The sequence below is a fragment of the candidate division KSB1 bacterium genome (genome assembly GCA_024655945.1).
Taxonomy (GTDB): Bacteria; Zhuqueibacterota; Zhuqueibacteria; order JANLFK01; family Oleimicrobiaceae; genus Oleimicrobium.
The window spans coordinates 40,246-59,293 of the sequence record JANLFK010000003.1 but is presented as its reverse complement, the minus strand read 5'-3'; the positions used below and the strand labels follow the sequence as shown (position 1 = coordinate 59,293).

The window sequence follows — 19,048 nt, the reverse complement described above, 5'->3', positions numbered from 1 at the left end:
GGCAACTGTTCACTTCGGCACGCGATAGCGATCGCCGCTGTCGCGCACGATCTGCCGGTACCAGCTCTCCGGATAGCCGGGATGCTTCACATGCCCCAGCTCATCCTTCACATTGCCGTCCAGGTATTTGTAGATGAGGAACTCCCCTAACGTCTTCCAGCGTGCTACGGTTGCCTCGGCTTCGCGCACCGAGTACTGCGTCAAGTAGTCGACCGCCAGGCGTGGCGAAGTCTGGTACAAGGCCAGCGCCGCCTTTTCCACCTCGGGTTGCGCCGCCAGGAACTTGCCCTCCAGCTCCCGCTGCACCTTCTGAATGTCCTGGATCATGTCGCAGTAGCGGGAGTAGGCATAGTTGGCGACAAAGTTGAACACCCAGAAGGCAGAGTCCCAGCTGAACTGGTCAAAGGAGCCTGTGCCCACCGCGTAGCTCTTCGGCACTTCGCTAATGCCGCAGTAGATGGGCACGTAAACAGTGCTATAGGTGTCGTCCACGCCGAACCAGAACACGCCGCCAATGGGGTTGGGCAGCCAGGAACGCGCCTGGGCGATGAAGGAAAAGCCGGTCTGCTGGGTGGAGATGGCCCGTTCGTTGAAGTAGCGGACGCTGTCCACCACCCAGGTGAGCGGCCGCCAGCGGTAGGGCAGACCGTAAGGTCCAGCGCCCACGCCCAGGGAGAGGTCGAACTCGGTGCCCTCGAAGTGGTCGCGCATGAGCTCCATGACGTCGCGCACGCTGAGCTTCTTAGCGGGCTTGATCCACAGCGGCAGGGGCTCGGCGCTCACGTCGCCACGCACATAGTCCAGCGCAAAGTGCTGCGAAGGGGCAGCACGCCGGAAAAAGCTCCACACGCGCGCCTCGCAGAAGCGCAACGCGCCGAAATCGGCAGGGGCATAGGCCTCGGCAAAGCTGAACTCCTCGTCCTTGCCGCTGAAATAGCCCTTTTCCCGCGCCAGAGAAATGACATCTTTCGCATACAGGCAGTTTTCCTTGTCTTTGAGCGGAAACCGCCGGATGCGGGGATAGTTCGCATGTGCGGTGATGTAGCCGTCCGGCACGCGGCGGGCCACCCAGACGGCCCCCTTGTTGTCCGGCCCCTTGCCGATCATGTCCATGATCCAGACCTCATTGGGGTCGGATATGGAGAACGACTCGCCGGAGCTGCAGTAGCCATATTCGGCCACCAGCTCAGTCATCACCTTGATGGCCTCACGCGCAGTGGTGGCCCGCTGCAGGGCGATGTACATCAGGCTGCCATAGTCGAGGACGCCCTTCGGATCGCGGAGTTCTTCACGCCCGCCCCAAGTGGTCTCGCCGATGGCCACCTGATACTCGTTCATGTTGCCGACCACCGCATAGGTCCGTGGCACCTGTCTGATCTTGCCGAGATATTTGCCGGTGTCCCACTCATAGACCTCGAGCCAGCTCCCTGGCAAATGTGTGGCCGCCGGGGTGTAGTAGAGCTCGCCGTAGAGCTCGTGGGAGTCGGCAACGTAGGTGATCATCGTGGAGCCGTCGGTAGTGGCCCCTTTGCTGATGAGAAAGTTCGTGCACGCCTGCGCAAGAGGCGCAGCACCGAAGGCGAGAACGAGGGTGACTGGCAGAATTGCTCTGTGCCTGGTCCGCATCCTTTGCTTCTCCTTGTCTGTTCTGGTCAATGGAAGATTGCCAAGAAAACCCCTGCCGCGACTGCCGAGCCGATGACCCCCGCCACATTGGCAGCCATGGCGTGCATGAGCAGGTGATTGTCGCGATCGTAGCGCTGGGCGAACTGGTGCACCACCCGCGCCGAGTCGGGAACTGCCGAGACCCCAGCGGCGCCAATCAGGGGATTGACTGGGTCTTTGGAGAGGGCGTTCATGAGCTTGCCGAAGAGCACGCCCCCAGCAGTGGCGATGATGAACGAGAGCAAACCCAGCGCGAATATGCCCAAGGACTTGGGTGTGAGAAAAACCCGTGCTTGGGTGCTGGCGCCCACCGAGAAAGCGAGGAGAATGGTGCAAATATCCAGCAGGGCGGTGCCCGCAGTCTTGGCCAGACGGCCGGTCACCCCGCTTTCCTTGAGGAGATTGCCCAGCATGAGCATGCCCACCAGGGGTAGGGAGCCAGGTGCCACCAGGGTTGCCACCAGCAGTACCACGATGGGGAAGATGATCTTTTCCCGCTGGCTGACGGGCCGCGGCGGCTTCATGCGAATAAGCTTCTCGTTGCGCGTGGTCAGCAAGCGCATGACGGGCGGCTGAATGAGGGGCACCAGGGCAATGTACGAATAGCCGGCAATGGCGATGGGCCCAAGAAGGTGGGGCGCCAATAGCGAGGCCAAGAAGATGGAAGTAGGGCCATCTGCCCCGCCGATGATGCCGATGGAGGCAGCCTCCTTCGTGGTGAATCCCAGTGGGATGGCGCCGAAGAAGGTCAGGAAAATGCCCACTTGCGCAGCTGCGCCAAGGAGCACGGACTTGGGGTTGGAGATCAGGGAGGAAAAGTCGGTCAACGCGCCAATCCCCAAGAAGATGAGCGGCGGCAACACACCAGAGGTCACCCCATAGTAGAAGAGGCTAAACACGCTGTTCTGCGGAAAGCCATTGCTCACCGTGTCGTACACGCCAAGGGGCATACCAGCGCCATAGGGCATGTTGCCCACGATGATGCCAAAGCCGATGGGCACCAGCAGCAGCGGCTCGTACTTTTTGGCAATGGCCAGATAGATGGCCACACAGCCGACGACAATCATCAGGAGGTTGCCCACTTCGATGTTGGCAAAGCCGGTGGTGCGCAGCAACTTGAAAAAGAGCTCCATCCTATCCCTCCACCGGTTTGAGCAGGACGAGCACGTCCCCCTGGTTGACAGAATCCCCTTCCCGGAAGCGCACGTCGATGACCACGCCCTCAGTCTGCGAGGTAACTTCGTTTTCCATCTTCATGGCCTCCAGGATGGCCACGGCCTGACCGCGCCTGACCACGTCGCCATCGCGCACGAGGATCTCGAGGATGAGCCCAGGCAAAGGAGCGGCGATGGCATAGTCGCTGCCGACCGTCTTCGGGCGATGGATGGGCGAACCAGGGGCAACGCGCTTGGCTGGGGCGAACACAGGCACCTGCGGCTCCAAGGCCGAAGGAGGCGGCGCAGGCGCAGGCCGTACCTCGGCGAGCTGCTCACTGCCCAAGTCCTTGAGCGCCACCTTGTAGGGCTTGCCGTCGACGGCAATGGTGGCCTCCTGTGGGCCAAAGTCGCTGATAACGACCGTGTACTCTCTTCCTTCGATCTCCAATACCAGTTTCTTTTCCTTCATCTCCTCTTACCTCGCAGGGCGCTGGCGTTGCCCGTAGCGGAAACCGACCTTCCAACCGGTGCGCACATCGCCGCGTTCAAAGGTGACTGCGCTCTCGGGAACTTCCAGGTGCAGGCGCCGGTAGAGCTCCACGGCGATGCCGATTGCCAGCAGGTGTTCGCGGGGCACCTCGGCCGCTGGCGCCGTTACCACCGCCCCCTCTGGGGCCGCCGCGGCTTCCGGGCGGCGCTTCGCTATGATCACGAACCAGTTGAACAGGGAAATAGCTAACCAGATGAGCGTCAGGCCGGCAAAGACCACTGCCATGCCCGCAGCGGCGATTACCAATCCTTCGGAGAGGTTGTGACTTCCCAACATTGACTTGCCTACAAGGGAATGTTGCCGTGCTTCTTGGGCGGGTTCTCATCCCGCTTGTTCTTGAGCATCTCCAGGGCCTTGATGAGCTCGTAGCGCGTCACCTTCGGCTCGATGACCTCGTCGATCATACCGCGGCTGGCAGCAACGTACGGGTTGGCGAACTTTTCCCGGTATTCCTGGATCTTCTCTGCTAACTTCTTCTCCGGGTCCTCTGCCGCCTGGATCTCCTTGGCGTAGATGATTTCGCTCGCCCCTTCCGGCCCCATGACGGCAATCTCTGCCGTGGGCCAGGCGTAGATGATGTCACCGCGCAGCTGCTTGGAGTTCATGACGCAGAAGGCACCGCCGTAGGCCTTGCGCGTGATCACGGTGATCTTGGGCACGGTGGCCTCGGCATAGGCGTAGAGCATCTTTGCGCCGTGGGCGATGATGCCGTTGTACTCCTGAGCCGTGCCGGGCATGAAACCGGGCACGTCCTCGAAGGTGATCACCGGGATGTTGAAGCAGTCGCAGAAGCGAACAAAGCGCGCCGCCTTCACCGAAGCCTTGCAGTCCAGCACCCCGGCCAGATGCTTGGGCTGATTGGCCACAATGCCCACCGAACGACCGTTCAAACGGCCGAAGCCGATGATGAGATTGGGCGCGAACAGCTCCTGCACCTCCAGAAATTCGTTGTTGTCCAGCACCGTCCTGATGATGGCCTTCATGTCGTACGGCTTGTTCGGGCTCTCCGGGACGATGTAGTTGAGCTCCTCGCTCAGGCGGTCGGTGGGGTCGTTGTTGGGGATGACCACCGGCTCTTCCATGTTGTTCTGCGGCAGGTAGCGCAACAGGGTGCGGATGCCCTCGAACAGGCTATGCTCGTCGTCAAAGGTAAAGTGGGTGATGCCGCTCTTGGTGGCATGCACATCCGCGCCGCCCAGCTCGTCAGCCGAGACCTCCTCATGCGTCACCTGCTTGACCACCTTGGGCCCGGTGAGGAACATGAACGAGGTGCGCCGCACCATGAAGATAAAGTCGGTAAGCGCCGGCGAGTAGACGGCCCCACCTGCCGCCGGACCAACCACTGCGCTTATCTGCGGGATTACGCCGGAGTAGAGCACGTTGCGCAGGAAGATGTCGGTATAGCCTGCAAGGGCGTCCACCCCTTCTTGAATGCGGGCGCCACCCGAGTCGTTGATGCCGATGATGGGGGCGCCCACCTTAGCGGCCATGTCCATGACCTTGACCACCTTTTCGGCCACCACCTGCGACAACGAGCCGCCGTAGACGGTAAAGTCGAAGGAGTAGACGAACACTAGGCGGCCGAAGATGCTGCCGTAGCCGGTGATGATGCCGTCACCAAAGACCTGTTTGTCCCCCAGGCCCACCTGGCTGGTGGTGGAGGTGCGGAACATGTCCAGCTCTTCGAAACTGTTCTTGTCCAGGACCAGGCTGATGCGCTCGCGGGCGGTCAGCTTCCCCTTGGCGTGCTGTTTCTCGATGGACTCGATGCCGCCGCCCAGGCGGGCGATCTCTTGCTTCTGCTTCAGTTCGAGAATTTTGCGCTCAATGCTCATGACTTTCTCCCCGGTGCTGGCAGATTTCGGTCAGCACCTTGCCTGAAGAACTGGGGTGGATGAAGGCGATCTCTGTCCCATGGGCCCCACGGCGCGGGGTCTGGTCTAGCATCCGTACCCCGTGTTGCTGCAAATGGGCGATTTCGGCGACAATGTCGTCACTTTCATAGGCCACATGGTGCAGGCCTTCGCCGCGCTTTTCCAAGAAAGAGGCGATGGGGCTATCGGCGCTCAGCGGCTCCAACAGTTCGATGGTAGCCTCTCCCACCTTGAACATGGCGACCCGGACCTTCTGTTCGGGCACTTCTTCGATGGCCTGCAACGGGAGTTGCAGCACCTCGCGGTAGAAGGGCAGGTGGTTATCCAAGGAACGAACGGCGATGCCGATGTGGGCGATCTGTTTGATCATGGTCGTCTGTGCTCCTGCCAGAATTGCTGAAGACCTTCGCGCACCAGGGTGTAGGGGCCGCAGCGTCGTTCGGCGACGCATTGCACCCAGTCCTGCAAGCGCCCCTCCAGGTCGAGAACGGCGTTCGCTTTCTCCTGGACCTTGGCGGCGACGAGGCGCTGCAACTCGCGGGCGATGCGCTCCCGCCGGCGCTGAGCTAAGGCCCCGTTTGCCACAAGGGTGGCATGGTAAATTTCCAAGGCTGCCACGAGCTCGTCGATGCCCTCGTTGTTCAGAGCAGAGGTCATCACGATGGGGCGCGGTGATTGTGCTCGCTCCTGCGCAAGGCCCAGCACGTACTCCACCTGTGCGCGCACCTTTGCTGCTTCCGGCTTGTCGCTCTTGTTGACGACAAAGATGTCGCCGATCTCCATGATGCCTGCCTTGAGGGCCTGGATCTCATCGCCTAACCCTGGCACCAGGACTAAGACGACGATATCGGCCAGCTCCATGACCTCGATTTCGCTCTGGCCCACACCCATGGTCTCCACCAGGACGCGATCGAAGCCGGCAGCATCCAGCACCTTGATGGCGTCGGCGGTGGCGCCGGCCACGCCGCCTAGATGACCGCGGGAGGCCATGGAGCGGATGAATACGCCGCTGTCAGTAGCGTGATTTTGCATCCGCAGGCGGTCGCCAAGGATGGCCCCCCCTGAAAAAGGAGAACTGGGGTCCACGGCGATGACCCCCACGCGCCGGCCCTGGGCCCTTTCCCGCCAGATGAGGCGGTCCACCAGGCTGCTCTTGCCTGAACCAGGCGGCCCGGTGATACCCAGGACCAAGGCGCGGCCACAGTGCAGGCTCAGGGCGTCAGTGAGCGACTCCTTCTCGGGGTGGTCGTTCTCGATCCAGCTCATCGCCCGGGCGACGGCCACGGTCTCGCCCGCTAACACGCGTTCGGCTAAGCTCATCTGCCCTCGACCCGTGCCCGGTTGCCCTCGATGAACTCGATGACTTTGGACATGGGTGTGCCCGGGGTGAAGATCGCCTCCACGCCTTGCGCGCGCAGGAAGGGGATGTCGCCTTGCGGGATGATCCCCCCGCCAAACACGATTATCTGCTCGCCACCCCGTTCGCGGAGCAGCTTCACCACTTCCGGAAAGAGCTCGTTGTGTGCCCCGGAAAGCAGGCTGAGCCCCACAAAATCCACATCTTCCTGGATGGCCGCGTTGGCTATGGCTTCGGGCGACTGGCGGATCCCCGTGTAGATGACCTCGTAGCCGGCATCCTTCAGGGCGCGGGCCACGTACTTGGCACCTCGGTCGTGGCCGTCAAGTCCGGGTTTGGCAATGAGTATGCGGATCTTTTTCTTCGCCATCGCACGTTCCTCAGAGCACCACGGTTTCCTGGTATTCGCCGAACTCCTGCCTGAACACGTCACAGATCTCGCCTAAGGTGGCATAGGCGCGGGCAGCATCCAGCACAAAGGGCATCACATTGACCTCTGGCTGGCGGGCTGCCTGGCGCAGGGCGGCCAGCGTGGTTCGCACCACCTCGTTGTCGCGTTGCGCCTTTACCTCGGCCAGCTTCTTGACCTGGACCTGCTGCAGGCTGGGGTCCACGCGCAGGATGTTCTCGGGCGGTGCTTCGTCGATGACGTAGGCGTTCACGCCCACCACAATCCGCTCGCCTCTTTCCACCTCGCGCTGGTAGCGGTAGGCTGCCTCCTGAATCTCGCGTTGGACGTAACCCTTCTCGATGGCAGCCACCATGCCGCCCATCTTGTCGATCTCGTCGAGGTACTTCCACACCTCGCTCTCGATGGCATCGGTGAGGGCTTCCACGTAGTAGGAGCCTGCCAGCGGGTCGACCGTGTTGGTCACGCCGGATTCGTGGGCGACGATCTGCTGCGTGCGCAGGGCGATGCGCACTGCCTCCTCGGTGGGCAGGCTCAGCGCCTCGTCCCGCGAGTTGGTGTGCAGACTTTGCGTGCCGCCCAGCACGGCAGCCAAGGTCTGGGTGGTTACACGAACCACGTTGTTGTCTGGCTGCTGCGCCGTGAGGGTGCTCCCCCCTGTCTGGGTGTGGAAGCGCAGCATCATCGACCTGGGGTCCTTGGCGGCAAAGCGTTCCTTCATGATTTTCGCCCAGATGCGGCGTGCCGCCCGAAACTTGGCCACCTCCTCGAACAGATCGTTGTAGGCATTGAAGAAAAAGGACAGGCGGCCGGCAAAACGGTCCACGTCCAGTCCGGCATCGAGCGCTGCCTGCACGTAGGTGATGCCGTTGGCGAGGGTAAAGGCCACCTCCTGCACAGCCGTCGCTCCGGCCTCGCGAATGTGATAGCCGGAGATGCTGATGGTGTTCCACCTGGGCACCGCGTGCGCGCAGTACTCGAAGATGTTGGTAATCAGCCGCAGCGAAGGCTTCGGCGGGAAGATGTAGGTGCCGCGTGCAATGTACTCCTTGAGGATGTCGTTCTGAATAGTGCCCTCAAGCTGGGAGGGCGGCACGCCCTGCTTTTCCGCCACGACGATGTAGAAGGCCAGCAACACACAGGCCGGCGCATTGATGGTCATGGAAGTGGATACCTTGTCCAGAGGTATGCCATCGAACAGGATCTCCATGTCCCGCAGCGTGTCGATGGCCACACCGACTTTGCCCACCTCGCCCCGGGCGCGCGGGTCATGCGAGTCGTAGCCAACCTGCGTGGGGAGATCGAAGGCCACCGAAAGGCCAGTCTGTCCCTGGCTCAACAGGTACTTGTATCTGGCGTTGGACTCTTCGGCAGTGCCAAAGCCGGCGTACTGGCGCATGGTCCACAGCCTGCCGCGATACATGGTCGGCTGCACACCCCGGGTGAAAGGATACTGGCCGGGAAAACCCAATTTCTCCTGGTATTCCTCCGGCGTCAGTGGCGTGGGCAGGTAGAGGCGGTCAACCGGAAGCCAGGAACCCGTAGAAAACGACGCCTTGCGCTCCGGGTGGGTTTGCAGCACCTTATTGAGGACCTTCTCTTCCCACTGCGCTCGTTCGGCATGCAAGAAGCGGTTGTCGTCCATCCCTTTGGGAACACCTCCGCGAAATGGCTACGTTTTGCCGATGACGGGTACTAAAGATAAGAAAATTTGGCAAAAGGAAACAGCACTTTTTTGGGGGGTGCCGGACTCTTGCGGGCGACTCATACTCACCGGCGGGAAAGGGAGGATGTGGCTGCCACGGCAATGAAGAAGACGAGCGCCTGTACCAGGATGATGGTGGGCCCACTTGGGACGTCCAAGTAGTAGGACACCACCAGGCCGACGACGGCACTGCTCATGCCGACGGCCACCGAAAGAAGGGTCATGTGGCGGAAGGTGCGGCCGAGCAGACGGGCCGCTGCGGCAGGCACAACAAGAAAGGCAGCAATGAGCACGATGCCCACCACCTTGATGGCCACCACCACGCTCACCGCAATGAGCAGGATGAGGAGGTAGTCGTCCATAGCAACAGGGAGGCGGTCGGCCTGCGCCAGCTCGCGGTCAAATGAGGCATAGGACCACCGCCGCCAGAGAGGGAGGGCCAACAAGGTGAGGAGCAGCACCCCGCCAGTCAGCCACAGGTCTGCATTGCTCACCGCAAGGATGGAGCCGAAGAGGTAGGTGAAGGCGTCCGCCGTATACTGCCTGCGCAAGAAAAGGAACAGCACGCCAAGGGCCATGGCAACGGAGAAAAAGATGCCCACTGCCGTGTCGCCGCCCAGCTTGGTGCGGTTGTGCACCCACGCAATGCCCAGGGCCACGAGCAAGGTGAACGGCACCGCCACCCAGAGGGGCTCGGTGTTGAGGAGAAGGCCGAGGGCCACCCCGCCGAACGCCGCGTGTGCCAAGCCACTGCCAAGGAAGCTCAGTCCCCGTTGCACCACAAAGACGCCGTAGTAGCTGGCGAGAAAGCCCACCAGCACTCCGCCCAGGAGGGCCCTCTGCATGAAGGGGAGCGAAAGGAGCTCAGCCATGGGAGTCCATGAGAAACTTTAGTTCGTGTGGATGGCCGACGTGGCCAAAAGCAGCGCGCAGATTGTCCTCGCGCAGCGCCTCCCGCGGCGGCCCAAAGCTGACTTGGGCGCGGTTGAGAAGCAACACCAAGTCGGCGTGGTGAGTGGCCGCGTGCCAGTCCTGGGTGACCATGAGCAGCGTTGCCACCGATTCCTCTTGGTACGCTTCCAGCATGTGGTACATGTCGGCCTCGCCGATGGCGTCGATGCCGGTGGCAGGCTCGTCGAGCATCACCAGCTTGGGGCGCCGCACCATGCTGCGGGCCAGATAGACCCGTTGCAGCTCGCCTCCTGAGAGTTTGGCTAAGGGGCGCTGCGCCAAGTGTGCGGCACCCACCCGGGCCAGGGCAGCCATGGCTTCCTCTCGGGCTTGCCGGCGGGGCGACCACGGCCAACGCCGGGTGACACCGGTCATCACCAGCTCGATGGACAACGCTGGAAAAGTGCGGTCCATGGTTTTCACCTGCGGCACATAGCCGATGAGCTCAGGAGGCACCTCATCGGGCGCCCGGCCCCAGATGCGCACCCGCCCGGTGGTCGGAGGCAAGAGCCCGAGCAGCACCTTCAACAATGTCGACTTGCCTCCGCCATTTGGCCCGACTATGGCCACGAAGGCGTTCTCGGGGATGGCCAGGTTCACGCCCGAAAGAGCCACGTGTTCGCCAAGACGCACGCTGAGGTTGTCCACTTCAACAGCCATCCTGCTCATCGCAGCACCCTTGCCAAGATGCGCGCGTTGTACCACAACAGTTGCGCGTAGGAGGTCCTGCCTTCCGCACCCCCGAGGGGGTCGAGCTGGACGATGGGAATGCCGGCAGCCTCCGCTACCGCGCGCGCGGGGTGGTCCGGAAGCTGTGGATGGGTGAAGATGGCCTTTGCGCCGGTAGTCTGGGCGAGGAGTCTCAACCGCTGGATGTCCCGGGCGCTCGGCTCGCTGCCGGCAGCGAGTTCTACCGTGCCCACCACTTCGATGCCGAAGCGGCGCAGGAAGTAGTTGAAGAACGGATGCGCCAAGATGACCCGTGCCCCGCGTACCTTGCTCAGCGCGGCGGCGAGCGCGGTCGTCAGACTGTCCAGCTGGCGGGTAAACATGGAGGCATTGCGACGATAGACGGCGGATCCGGCACGGTCCACCCTGCACAGCGAATCGACCAGCGCCGGGAGCATGGCGCGCACCAGCACGGGATCGGTCCAGAAGTGCGGGTCGACCCCCGTGTGGGAGTGTGCGTGCGGCGCCGGCTGAGGGCTGCCGTGGGTGCCCAGTCGGAGGAGCGAGTCCTGGGGGACCAGGGCGAGCAGCGAGAACTTGCGGGCACACGGCAATTCATCCGCCCAGTCGTCCAGGCCGGGGCCGCCGCTAAAGAGGGCTGTTGCCTCCTGTGCGGCACGGATGTCCGAAGGGCGAAGGTGGTGGGTGTGCGGAGATGCCCCAGGCGGCAAGAGAGCCCGCACCTGCGCCCGCTCGCCGACAACCTCTTCTAAGATGAAGCGGAAAGGCTGGATGGTGGTCACGTAGCTCACCTGCTGCGCGCCGGCAATGGCAACAAGCAAGGTACTTAAGACCACCGAGAGCGTTACCCGCATCGTACTTCCCTCCTTTTGGTTTGAAAAAGTACAAAACTTTTGCGGAAATGCAAGGGGTTTGTGTGTTGAAGCGCGCCGACGCGCAGGTTGGTCCTGCCAGCAGCTGGGGCTGGCGAAAACGGAGCGCCTCCGGTGGGTAACCATCAAGGGGGGACGACAGCAATGAACCCAGAAATTGTGTACGATTTCGGGCCAGCGTCGCCAGCAAGGGCAGGCCGGCGCGAGAAAGACCCTGGTCGCAGCGCGGGGGCAAACGCCGGGGTCGGGCGAAGTTTGTCTTGAAGCAACCGGAAGGCGGGGCAGGAGGAAGGAAACGCTGGCTGCGCCTTTTCGAGCGGGGGGCCTGCAATGAACACGCGCAGCGGAAGCAGGCACTTGCCTGACCTCTCCATCCAGCATCACATTTTCGCTTGATTCCCAAGCGGTAAATTGCTACATTACTGGCGCCAGTGGTGAAAGCCGGCTTTGCCACCTTAGCTCAGCTGGTAGAGCGGCTCACTCGTAATGAGCAGGTCGTCGGTTCGATTCCGACAGGTGGCTCTCATGAGCGGCTAAAGGGATGTGCTGGCAGTCGCGTGGTGCGTCGCGCCTGGAGGTGGAGGCATGCGTAAGAGAACTCTTGCAGTCGCCATACTTCTCTTTGCCCTCGTGGTGAGTGCGGCGGCGCACGGCGCCTCTCCCGGAACGACTGGCTACCAGTTCCTGCGCACGCACGTAGGTGCAAGGCCCAGCGCCATGGGAGGTACCTTCGTGGCCGTGCCCGGCGACGTCCACTGCCTCTTCTACAATCCGGCAGGACTGGCGGAAATTGGTAGCCGCAGCGCGACCCTCACCTACTTGAAGCACGTGCTCGACTTTCACTCTGGCTTTGTGGCGTACGCACAACCGGTGGCGCCGCGGACGGTCGCGGCGGTGGGCCTGAACTACATTAACTATGGCACATTCAAGAGGAGGGACGAGTTAGGACAGGAGCAAGGGGAGTTTGGTGCCGGCGGACTTTCGTTCGCTGCCGGTGCGGCCTACAAGGTCCTGCCGACCTTGCTCCTCGGCGCCGGGGTCAAATTGGTGTGCGCCTCTATTGATCACTATCGCTCCAGCGCGCTGGTGGCGGACGCCGGTGTCCTGTACCATACGCCCATCCACGACCTGGATGTGGCGGCTGGTGTGGCGAACGCCGGCGCGGTGCTTTCGGCCTTTGCCGAGGAAAAAGACCGGCTCCCGCTGGCTTATCGGCTGGGGCTGATGAAGCGCCTGGAACATCTGCCCCTGCTCTTGGGTGTCACGACGTACAAGTATCCGGACGACGTCTGGCAGTGGACGATCGGCGGCGAATTCACGGTGGGCGAGGGCCTTTTCCTGAGGTGGGGTTACGATTCCATCGGCTCCGATATGGACGTAGGCAGCAGCAAGGACTATCTGGCGGGCATATCGCTCGGTTTCGGGATCACGTGGCGATCGTATCGGTTCGACTATTCCTTCTCGTCCATGGGCGAAGTGGGTAGCCAGAATCGGTTCACCTTCAGCGGAGCGTTCTGACCCATTCGGAGCATGACAGCTGCCAGTGTCGGTCAGCACCTGAGCGATCCGTGTCCCGCATCGGGGAGCGGATTTTTTTGTTGTACCTGGCAAGGGCAAGGGGGATGCGAGACTCATGAAGAGCGTATTTGCGGACAAGAACCAGCAGGTGGTGGCAGTGGCCATGAGCGGCGGCGTGGACAGCTCGGTGGCGGCAGCCCTGCTCAAGCAGCAGGGGCACACCGTCAAAGGGCTGACCATGCGCCTGTGGGAAGGGCCGTTGCCGCAGCCGCATAGTTGCTGCTTCTCGGAAACAGTGCGCTCCGCGCAAGGGGTGTGCGAGAAGCTTGGTATTCGTCACTACATCATCGACCTCCGGCAGGAGTTCGAGCGAGAGGTGGTGGTCAACTTCGTGGAAGAGTACCTGCGTGGCCGCACGCCGAACCCCTGTGTGCTGTGCAACGCGCGCATCAAGTGGGGGGAGCTCCTCCAGGTGGCGATGAGCTTAGGCGCCACTCAGTTAGCCACCGGGCACTACGCCCGCCTTGCCTTTTCCGCAGAGTCGGGGCGCTTCGTGCTGCGCAAGGGGCTCGATAGCCACAAGGACCAGTCCTATGCCCTTTGGGGACTGACGCAGGAACGGTTGGCGCGTACGCTCTTTCCGTTGGGCGAAATGCGCAAGAAGGAGGTTCGGCGACTGGCTGCCTTGTGGGGACTGCCTGGCGCCGACCGGCCGGAGAGCCAGGAGGTCTGCTTCGTGCCAGAAGGCCATTACGGTGACTTTGTCAATGAGTGGGCAGGCCGTGTGGGCAAGCGCGTGCCTCCCGGCCAGGTGGTGGACAGGGAGGGTACAGTTCTCGGAGAGCACCGTGGTTACCCGTTCTACACCATTGGGCAGCGCAAAGGCGTGGGGGTGGCTGTCGGGCGCCCTGTCTACGTCGTAGATATCGACCCGGCACAGAACCGGCTCCAGGTGGGCACCGCCGAAGAGCTGCTGTCCACCGGTCTGGAGGCAACGCCGGTGAACTGGATAGCGGTTGAGTGCCCGGAGGCGGGTCGGGTGGTGACCGCCAAAATTCGCTACAAGGATCCGGGATTTGCGGCAACGGTGGAATACGCTGACAAGGAGCGGCTGGTCTTGCGCTTCATGAAGCCACAACGCGCCGTCACACCAGGACAGTCGGTGGTGCTCTACGATGGTGAGGTGGTGCTCGGCGGCGGTGTCGTTCACGCCAGGAGAAAGTAGGCCCCATGGCGGAACGCAAGAAAGTGACCGTGCCTAGCCTGGTGGAGATGAAGCGCCGCAGGGAGAAGATCGCTGCCCTCACCGCGTACGACGCCACCATGGCCGCCTTGTTGGACGAGGCCGGCCTTGACCTCATCCTGGTGGGCGACTCAGCGGCGATGGTGGTGGCCGGCTACGAGACGACTTTGCCCATGACCATGGAGGCCATGCTCTACCACACGGCCGCCGTTAGGCGCGGGGTGAGGCGGGCGCTCCTGGTCGCAGATATGCCTTTCCTCTCGTATCAGGTCACTGTCGAGGAGGCGGTGCGCAACGCCGGCCGTTTCTTCCAGGAAGCCGGCGCAGAGGCGGTCAAGATCGAAGGGGGCGAAGAGATGGCAGAGACCATCCGTCGCCTGACCGCGGTGGGAATGCCGGTGCTGGGCCACCTCGGCCTCACGCCCCAGTCCATTCGCAAATTCGGCGGCTACGTGCTGCAGGGCACGACTGAGCAAGAGGCCGAGCGCCTTCTGGACGACGCCCATGCCTTGGAGCAGGCAGGGGTTTTTGCCATTGTCCTGGAGAAGGTCTGCTTGGAGGTGGCAAAGCGCATTACGGAGGCAGTGTCTGTGCCTACCATCGGCATCGGGGCTGGCCCCCATTGCGACGGCCAGATCCTGGTGACCTACGACATGCTTGGGCTCTTTGAGAAGTTCCGCCCCAAGTTCGTGCGACGGTATGCGGAGCTGGGGCGCATCATCCGCCAGGCCTGCGCTGGCTACGTCGACGATGTCAAGCGCGGGCAGTTCCCCAGCATGGGGGAAAGCTACACCGGGGACCAAGAATAGGAGACCTTGCGGCGCATGGCAGTCCAACTTGTGCGAAAGGTGCGGGACATGCAGCTCCAAGCCGAGCGCTGGCGCCAGGAGGGCAGGCTCGTCGGCCTGGTGCCGACCATGGGCTACCTGCACGAGGGACATCTCAGCCTGATTCGCATTGCCCGCGAACGGTCAGACGTGGTGGTGACCAGCATCTTTGTCAATCCCACGCAATTTGCGCCGCATGAGGATTACCAGCGCTACCCCCGCGACCTGCCGCGCGACATGGCCCTCGCCGAGCAAGCCGGTTGCGATGTGATATTTCATCCCTCCGTGGAAGAGATGTACCCTGCCGGCTATCTGACCTACGTCGAGGTGGAGAAGATTACGGGCGTGCTGTGCGGCCGTTCCCGACCCACCCACTTTCGCGGTGTGACCACCGTGGTGGCCAAGCTGTTCAACATCGTCAAGCCACACGTGGCAGTCTTTGGCCAGAAGGATGCGCAGCAGGCGCTGGTGGTGAGACGAATGGCGCAGGACCTCAACTTCGACTTGGAGATCGTCGTGGCGCCCATCGTCCGCGAGCCCGACGGTTTGGCCATGAGTTCGCGGAATTCCTATCTGTCGCCAGAGGAACGAAGACAGGCGGTGGTCTTGTCCAAGGCGCTGCAGCGCGCCTCGGAACTGGTGGCAGCCGGCGAGCGAAGCGCGGCACGGTTGGTCATGGAGATGGAAGCAGTTATCCGCACGGCTCCCTCAGCCAGGGTCGACTATGTGGCGGTGGTGGACGCGCAGACGCTGGAGGAGGTGGAGCAGCTGCGCGGCCAGGTGCTGATTGCCTTAGCGGTGTGGATTGGAAGCACACGACTCATTGACAATGTGATGGTGGAGGTTTGATGAGGAGCGCAGGGGTCGGGCAAGGACAAGAGCCGCGCCCGTTGGCGGCGGTCATCATGGCGGCGGGCAAGGGGAAGCGCATGAAATCGGACCTGGCCAAAGTCTTGCACCAGGTGCTTGGCCGGCCGATGGTGATGTACGTCATCGAACAGGGGCGCGGAGTAGGCGCGCATCCCATCATAGTCGTGGTGGGCCACCAGCGGGAGCGCGTCATGGAAGTGCTCCGGCACACCGGAGTCCTGTTCGCCGTGCAGGAGGAGCAGCTCGGCACCGCCCATGCGGTGGCGCAGGCTGAGCCATTGCTGCGCGATTTTGCCGGTGATGTCCTGGTGCTGTGCGGAGATGTGCCCCTGCTCAGCCCGGAGCGCATCCGTGAACTGATCCAGGTCCATCGCAACACCCAGGCAGTAGCGACGCTGCTCGTGGGCCGCACAGAGAACCCATTCGGTTACGGCCGCATCATTCGTGACGAGAACGGCTTTGTCGACCGCATCGTGGAGGAGAAGGACGCCACCCCCGAGGAGCGGGCCATCCAGGAGGTGAACATCGGCACCTACGTGTTCGACGCGCGCAAGCTGTTCGCCACCATTGCGCTGGTGAGCAACGACAATGCGCAGGGCGAATACTACTTGCCCGATGTGGTCAAGATCATGCGGAGCCGTGGCGAGCGTGTGGCGGCGGTGCTGACGCCGGATTTTGCCGAAAGCATGGGGGTGAACAGCGTGGAGCAGCTCCGCCAGGTAGAGGAGGTGCTTGCGGCGCGGCAGCGCGGCGAAAAAAGCGGTTGACATTGAGGCCGCGTTTTGCTTAATTTCAAAAGGTCGTTCGTCCCCGCAAGGTGCATAGCGGCGGGCCAAAGAGAGGGTTGCGGGAGTTTCAGATGCGCACCCATCACCGCATCATTTTGGGCGACGCGAGACAGATGGCCGAGGTGCCGGATGAATCGGTGCACCTCATCATCACCTCGCCGCCCTATTGGCAGCTCAAGGACTATGGCGACGAACGCCAGATCGGGTTCCACGATTCCTATGAGGACTATATCAACAACCTGAACCTGGTCTGGCAGGAATGTTTCCGCGTCCTGCACAAGGGCTGCCGGATGTGTGTGAATATTGGCGATCAGTTTGCCCGCTCCGTCTACTACGGGCGTTACAAGGTCATTCCCATCCGCACGGAGATCATCAAGTTCTGTGAAACGCTGGGCATGGACTACATGGGGGCCATCATCTGGCAGAAGGTGACGACCACCAACACCACAGGCGGCGCCACCGTGATGGGATCCTTCCCTTACCCGCGGAATGGAATCCTGAAGATTGACTACGAGTTCATCCTCATTTTCAAGAAACTCGGGGATGCGCCCAAAGTGAGCCGCGAGATACGCGGGCTGTCCAAGCTCAGTACCGAAGAGTGGAATGCTTACTTTTCCGGTCACTGGACCTTTGGAGGCGAGAAGCAGGACAAACACCTGGCGATGTTCCCTGTGGAGCTTCCGAGGAGGCTGATTCGCATGTTCTCTTTTGGGGGGGACACGGTGCTTGACCCTTTCCTTGGCAGTGGCACTACGTCACTGGCAGCAAAGGAGTTGGGGCGGAATTCCATTGGCTACGAGATCAACGCGAAGTTCATGGCGATCATCAGGGAAAAACTGGGTGTGGGTCGAGGTGACCTTTTCGGCGAGACCACGTACGAGTTTGTCAAGCAGGGGGCTGCTCCGAGAAGGTTCTCCGAGCTGATGGCAAGGTTGCCCCACAAATTCTCCGATCCCCACCGACTCGACAAGCGGGTCGACCCGCGTAAACTGAAGTTTGGTTCCCGTGTCGAGGATGGGGACACGGGGTGTCGCAGCGAGCTGTTTGGTGTCAAGGAGGTCCTTTCTCCCGAACGACTGCAGCTTGACAATGGACTGTGCGTGCGGCTGTTGGGGATTGTGGAGAAACCTCTCTTTCGGACGGAGGCGATGGAGTTTCTCCGCCAGAGAACGAGGGGTACCAAGGTCTTCCTGCGCTTCGACAAAGAGAAACACGACGAGCAAGGGAATTTGCTTGCGTACGTTTACCTGAAGAACAAGACGTTTCTTAACGGCCACTTAGCCCGAACGGGCTTGGTCGCCGTGGACGCAAGCAGGGAGTTTCGTCTCCGCAGGCACCTGTTGCAATTGCACAGACAGGGTAGCGTCGAGGACGTCCCGACGAGACAGGGCGAATGAAAACCCTGATTACCTTCGCAGAACTGCGCGACCTGCTCACGGCTCCTCCGCCTGAGTTGCCGACTTATGTGGCTCCGCTTCTCAATCTGGCCAATCGATTTGCGGGCGCGACCAGGCCCCGCGTCGTGGGGCAGATGTCGAACCTGATTCAGGAATTTGAGGGGCACACGTTTGACGATTGGGCTTCCTGGTACCAGGCGAGATTTCCAAACGCAATCGAAGAAGCATGCCGACTCATTCGGGAGAAGCTTGTCAAGTTCAAGGGCGTTCTGGAGAGCATCACTGATGAGATGATCACGAAATGGGTCGAGGACCTCGTTTTGGCGAAGACATTCGTGGGGTTGAAGTACCAGGAAGCCATCCCGAAGAAGGTGGCGGAGCTCACGGGACTGGCCTATCGGCTGGCCACGCCGGTACAGGAGGCAGGCGGCGTCGATGGAGTCATTGGTGACAGAGAGGTTTCCATCAAGCCGAGTTCGTGGCGCACTCAGGTGGTGCAACGTGAGGAACTGGGGGGTGTGCTCATTACCTACGAGAAGAGGGACGACGGAGTAGAAATCGAATTCGACCCCGGGCAGTTTCGATGTCAGAGCGCCAGGTGATGGGGGCGTCCCCGCGGGTGGTCAGATCGAGTGGGGTTGCACGGTCGGCCTTGGGGCCGTAGAAGAACAGGAGGTGATGGAATGATACGGCGATGCGGAGCAGTGGTCGTCTGGTGTCTGGTGGTGGGTGCGGCCACCGCCCAACTCAAGCAGCAGAGCCAGCCGCTCGATCTGGCTAAGGAGCTGCGCACGCCGGCCACTCCGCGGTTCGGTGGACTGTTGGGGCTTGACCCCTCGCGGCTGCATTTGTCGCACTCGTATACGCTGAGCTACTTTTCCTTTGGCGGACAGAGCCTGGCGCAGGGGCTGTACCTGAACACCATCGAGTACGCCCTGTCGCAACCGCTGCAGGTGCGGCTGCAGTGGGGCATTGCGCACTCTCCGTTGCAGAGCTACGGCGTGGGCTCTCTCTTGGCGAATGGACCTTTCGTGTCCGCAGCCGAGATTCAGTACCGGCCGTCGAGCAAGTTCTCGCTGGGAGTGCAGTACCGGGCGCTACCCGCATACTGGCTGTATCGGCCCGAGAGCGCTCGCCAGGATGGTTGGCAGGAAAACCCTTAGAGCCGTGCAGAC

Annotated in this window: 20 protein-coding genes and 1 tRNA gene; 9 read left to right on the top strand and 12 right to left on the bottom strand. The window is 61.9% G+C overall.

Annotated elements, in window-relative coordinates:
- Nucleotides 1-9: 9 nt before the first annotated feature.
- The 12 genes from NUW13_05260 to NUW13_05205 form a co-directional block, all read right to left on the bottom strand.
- Nucleotides 10-1,626 carry a C69 family dipeptidase gene (locus tag NUW13_05260; GenBank protein ID MCR4438434.1) on the bottom strand — a complete coding sequence of 539 codons (1,617 nt, stop codon included), beginning with the start codon at nucleotides 1,624-1,626 and terminating at the stop codon, nucleotides 10-12.
- A 26-nt stretch (nucleotides 1,627-1,652) separates the two neighbouring features.
- Entirely contained in the window at nucleotides 1,653-2,798 is a 1,146-nt protein-coding gene (locus NUW13_05255; protein ID MCR4438433.1) for a sodium ion-translocating decarboxylase subunit beta, read from the bottom strand.
- Between the two features lies 1 nt (nucleotide 2,799).
- Nucleotides 2,800-3,291 (bottom strand): biotin/lipoyl-binding protein, encoded by a 492-nt coding sequence (locus NUW13_05250; protein MCR4438432.1) that lies wholly within the window; start codon nucleotides 3,289-3,291, stop codon nucleotides 2,800-2,802.
- A gap of 6 nt (nucleotides 3,292-3,297) precedes the next feature.
- The gene (locus tag NUW13_05245) at nucleotides 3,298-3,648 is read right to left on the bottom strand and encodes an OadG family protein (GenBank protein MCR4438431.1); all 351 of its coding nucleotides are present in this window, start codon (nucleotides 3,646-3,648) and stop codon (nucleotides 3,298-3,300) included.
- Nucleotides 3,649-3,656: 8 nt separating this feature from the next.
- The gene (locus NUW13_05240) at nucleotides 3,657-5,207 is read right to left on the bottom strand and encodes an acyl-CoA carboxylase subunit beta (GenBank protein MCR4438430.1); all 1,551 of its coding nucleotides are present in this window, start codon (nucleotides 5,205-5,207) and stop codon (nucleotides 3,657-3,659) included.
- On the bottom strand, nucleotides 5,197-5,616 hold the full coding sequence (gene mce / locus NUW13_05235) for a methylmalonyl-CoA epimerase (GenBank protein ID MCR4438429.1): 420 nt from the start codon (nucleotides 5,614-5,616) through the stop codon (nucleotides 5,197-5,199). The genes NUW13_05240 and mce overlap by 11 nt, the downstream gene beginning before the upstream one ends.
- Nucleotides 5,613-6,566, bottom strand: a complete 954-nt coding sequence (gene meaB / locus NUW13_05230; protein ID MCR4438428.1) for a methylmalonyl Co-A mutase-associated GTPase MeaB — start codon at nucleotides 6,564-6,566, stop codon at nucleotides 5,613-5,615. Before meaB ends, mce begins: the two co-directional genes overlap by 4 nt.
- Nucleotides 6,563-6,973, bottom strand: a complete 411-nt coding sequence (locus tag NUW13_05225; GenBank protein ID MCR4438427.1) for a cobalamin B12-binding domain-containing protein — start codon at nucleotides 6,971-6,973, stop codon at nucleotides 6,563-6,565. Before NUW13_05225 ends, meaB begins: the two co-directional genes overlap by 4 nt.
- 10 nt (nucleotides 6,974-6,983) lie before the next feature.
- Complete coding sequence (locus NUW13_05220; protein ID MCR4438426.1) at nucleotides 6,984-8,657, bottom strand: methylmalonyl-CoA mutase family protein; 1,674 nt, start codon at nucleotides 8,655-8,657, stop codon at nucleotides 6,984-6,986.
- Nucleotides 8,658-8,782: 125 nt separating this feature from the next.
- Nucleotides 8,783-9,589 carry a metal ABC transporter permease gene (locus NUW13_05215; protein MCR4438425.1) on the bottom strand — a complete coding sequence of 269 codons (807 nt, stop codon included), beginning with the start codon at nucleotides 9,587-9,589 and terminating at the stop codon, nucleotides 8,783-8,785.
- Nucleotides 9,582-10,337: a metal ABC transporter ATP-binding protein gene (locus NUW13_05210; GenBank protein ID MCR4438424.1), complete on the bottom strand. Its 756-nt coding sequence runs from the start codon at nucleotides 10,335-10,337 to the stop codon at nucleotides 9,582-9,584. The genes NUW13_05215 and NUW13_05210 overlap by 8 nt, the downstream gene beginning before the upstream one ends.
- Nucleotides 10,334-11,212, bottom strand: a complete 879-nt coding sequence (locus NUW13_05205; protein MCR4438423.1) for a metal ABC transporter substrate-binding protein — start codon at nucleotides 11,210-11,212, stop codon at nucleotides 10,334-10,336. The genes NUW13_05210 and NUW13_05205 overlap by 4 nt, the downstream gene beginning before the upstream one ends.
- Nucleotides 11,213-11,679: 467 nt before the next feature.
- On the opposite strand from NUW13_05205, the gene NUW13_05200 reads away from it, so the two are divergent.
- The 9 genes from NUW13_05200 to NUW13_05160 all read left to right on the top strand — a co-directional run bounded on the left by NUW13_05200 (nucleotide 11,680) and on the right by NUW13_05160 (nucleotide 19,036).
- Nucleotides 11,680-11,752, top strand: a tRNA-Thr gene (locus NUW13_05200).
- A gap of 63 nt (nucleotides 11,753-11,815) precedes the next feature.
- The gene (locus NUW13_05195) at nucleotides 11,816-12,748 is read left to right on the top strand and encodes a PorV/PorQ family protein (GenBank protein MCR4438422.1); all 933 of its coding nucleotides are present in this window, start codon (nucleotides 11,816-11,818) and stop codon (nucleotides 12,746-12,748) included.
- A gap of 115 nt (nucleotides 12,749-12,863) precedes the next feature.
- Nucleotides 12,864-13,973, top strand: coding sequence for a tRNA 2-thiouridine(34) synthase MnmA (gene mnmA / locus NUW13_05190; GenBank protein MCR4438421.1), 1,110 nt, complete (start codon nucleotides 12,864-12,866; stop codon nucleotides 13,971-13,973).
- A gap of 5 nt (nucleotides 13,974-13,978) precedes the next feature.
- Nucleotides 13,979-14,800: a 3-methyl-2-oxobutanoate hydroxymethyltransferase gene (gene panB / locus NUW13_05185; protein MCR4438420.1), complete on the top strand. Its 822-nt coding sequence runs from the start codon at nucleotides 13,979-13,981 to the stop codon at nucleotides 14,798-14,800.
- 15 nt (nucleotides 14,801-14,815) lie between these two features.
- Nucleotides 14,816-15,667, top strand: coding sequence for a pantoate--beta-alanine ligase (gene panC / locus NUW13_05180; protein MCR4438419.1), 852 nt, complete (start codon nucleotides 14,816-14,818; stop codon nucleotides 15,665-15,667).
- Entirely contained in the window at nucleotides 15,667-16,455 is a 789-nt protein-coding gene (locus tag NUW13_05175) for a sugar phosphate nucleotidyltransferase (protein MCR4438418.1), read from the top strand. Before panC ends, NUW13_05175 begins: the two co-directional genes overlap by 1 nt.
- Nucleotides 16,456-16,547: 92 nt before the next feature.
- Entirely contained in the window at nucleotides 16,548-17,873 is a 1,326-nt protein-coding gene (locus NUW13_05170) for a DNA methyltransferase (GenBank protein ID MCR4438417.1), read from the top strand.
- Complete coding sequence (locus tag NUW13_05165) at nucleotides 17,870-18,475, top strand: MjaI family restriction endonuclease (protein ID MCR4438416.1); 606 nt, start codon at nucleotides 17,870-17,872, stop codon at nucleotides 18,473-18,475. Before NUW13_05170 ends, NUW13_05165 begins: the two co-directional genes overlap by 4 nt.
- Before the next feature lie 81 nt (nucleotides 18,476-18,556).
- Nucleotides 18,557-19,036 carry a hypothetical protein gene (locus NUW13_05160; GenBank protein ID MCR4438415.1) on the top strand — a complete coding sequence of 160 codons (480 nt, stop codon included), beginning with the start codon at nucleotides 18,557-18,559 and terminating at the stop codon, nucleotides 19,034-19,036.
- The last annotated feature ends 12 nt before the right edge of the window (nucleotides 19,037-19,048 follow it).

Coding starts and splice junctions, on each gene's coding strand:
- NUW13_05260 (MCR4438434.1), bottom strand. CDS start 1,626: ATGCGGACCAGGCACAGAGCAATTCTGCCAGTCACCCTCGTTCTCGCC.
- NUW13_05255 (MCR4438433.1), bottom strand. CDS start 2,798: ATGGAGCTCTTTTTCAAGTTGCTGCGCACCACCGGCTTTGCCAACATC.
- NUW13_05250 (MCR4438432.1), bottom strand. CDS start 3,291: ATGAAGGAAAAGAAACTGGTATTGGAGATCGAAGGAAGAGAGTACACG.
- NUW13_05245 (MCR4438431.1), bottom strand. CDS start 3,648: ATGTTGGGAAGTCACAACCTCTCCGAAGGATTGGTAATCGCCGCTGCG.
- NUW13_05240 (MCR4438430.1), bottom strand. CDS start 5,207: ATGAGCATTGAGCGCAAAATTCTCGAACTGAAGCAGAAGCAAGAGATC.
- mce (MCR4438429.1), bottom strand. CDS start 5,616: ATGATCAAACAGATCGCCCACATCGGCATCGCCGTTCGTTCCTTGGAT.
- meaB (MCR4438428.1), bottom strand. CDS start 6,566: ATGAGCTTAGCCGAACGCGTGTTAGCGGGCGAGACCGTGGCCGTCGCC.
- NUW13_05225 (MCR4438427.1), bottom strand. CDS start 6,973: ATGGCGAAGAAAAAGATCCGCATACTCATTGCCAAACCCGGACTTGAC.
- NUW13_05220 (MCR4438426.1), bottom strand. CDS start 8,657: ATGGACGACAACCGCTTCTTGCATGCCGAACGAGCGCAGTGGGAAGAG.
- NUW13_05215 (MCR4438425.1), bottom strand. CDS start 9,589: ATGGCTGAGCTCCTTTCGCTCCCCTTCATGCAGAGGGCCCTCCTGGGC.
- NUW13_05210 (MCR4438424.1), bottom strand. CDS start 10,337: ATGAGCAGGATGGCTGTTGAAGTGGACAACCTCAGCGTGCGTCTTGGC.
- NUW13_05205 (MCR4438423.1), bottom strand. CDS start 11,212: ATGCGGGTAACGCTCTCGGTGGTCTTAAGTACCTTGCTTGTTGCCATT.
- NUW13_05195 (MCR4438422.1), top strand. CDS start 11,816: ATGCGTAAGAGAACTCTTGCAGTCGCCATACTTCTCTTTGCCCTCGTG.
- mnmA (MCR4438421.1), top strand. CDS start 12,864: ATGAAGAGCGTATTTGCGGACAAGAACCAGCAGGTGGTGGCAGTGGCC.
- panB (MCR4438420.1), top strand. CDS start 13,979: ATGGCGGAACGCAAGAAAGTGACCGTGCCTAGCCTGGTGGAGATGAAG.
- panC (MCR4438419.1), top strand. CDS start 14,816: ATGGCAGTCCAACTTGTGCGAAAGGTGCGGGACATGCAGCTCCAAGCC.
- NUW13_05175 (MCR4438418.1), top strand. CDS start 15,667: ATGAGGAGCGCAGGGGTCGGGCAAGGACAAGAGCCGCGCCCGTTGGCG.
- NUW13_05170 (MCR4438417.1), top strand. CDS start 16,548: ATGCGCACCCATCACCGCATCATTTTGGGCGACGCGAGACAGATGGCC.
- NUW13_05165 (MCR4438416.1), top strand. CDS start 17,870: ATGAAAACCCTGATTACCTTCGCAGAACTGCGCGACCTGCTCACGGCT.
- NUW13_05160 (MCR4438415.1), top strand. CDS start 18,557: ATGATACGGCGATGCGGAGCAGTGGTCGTCTGGTGTCTGGTGGTGGGT.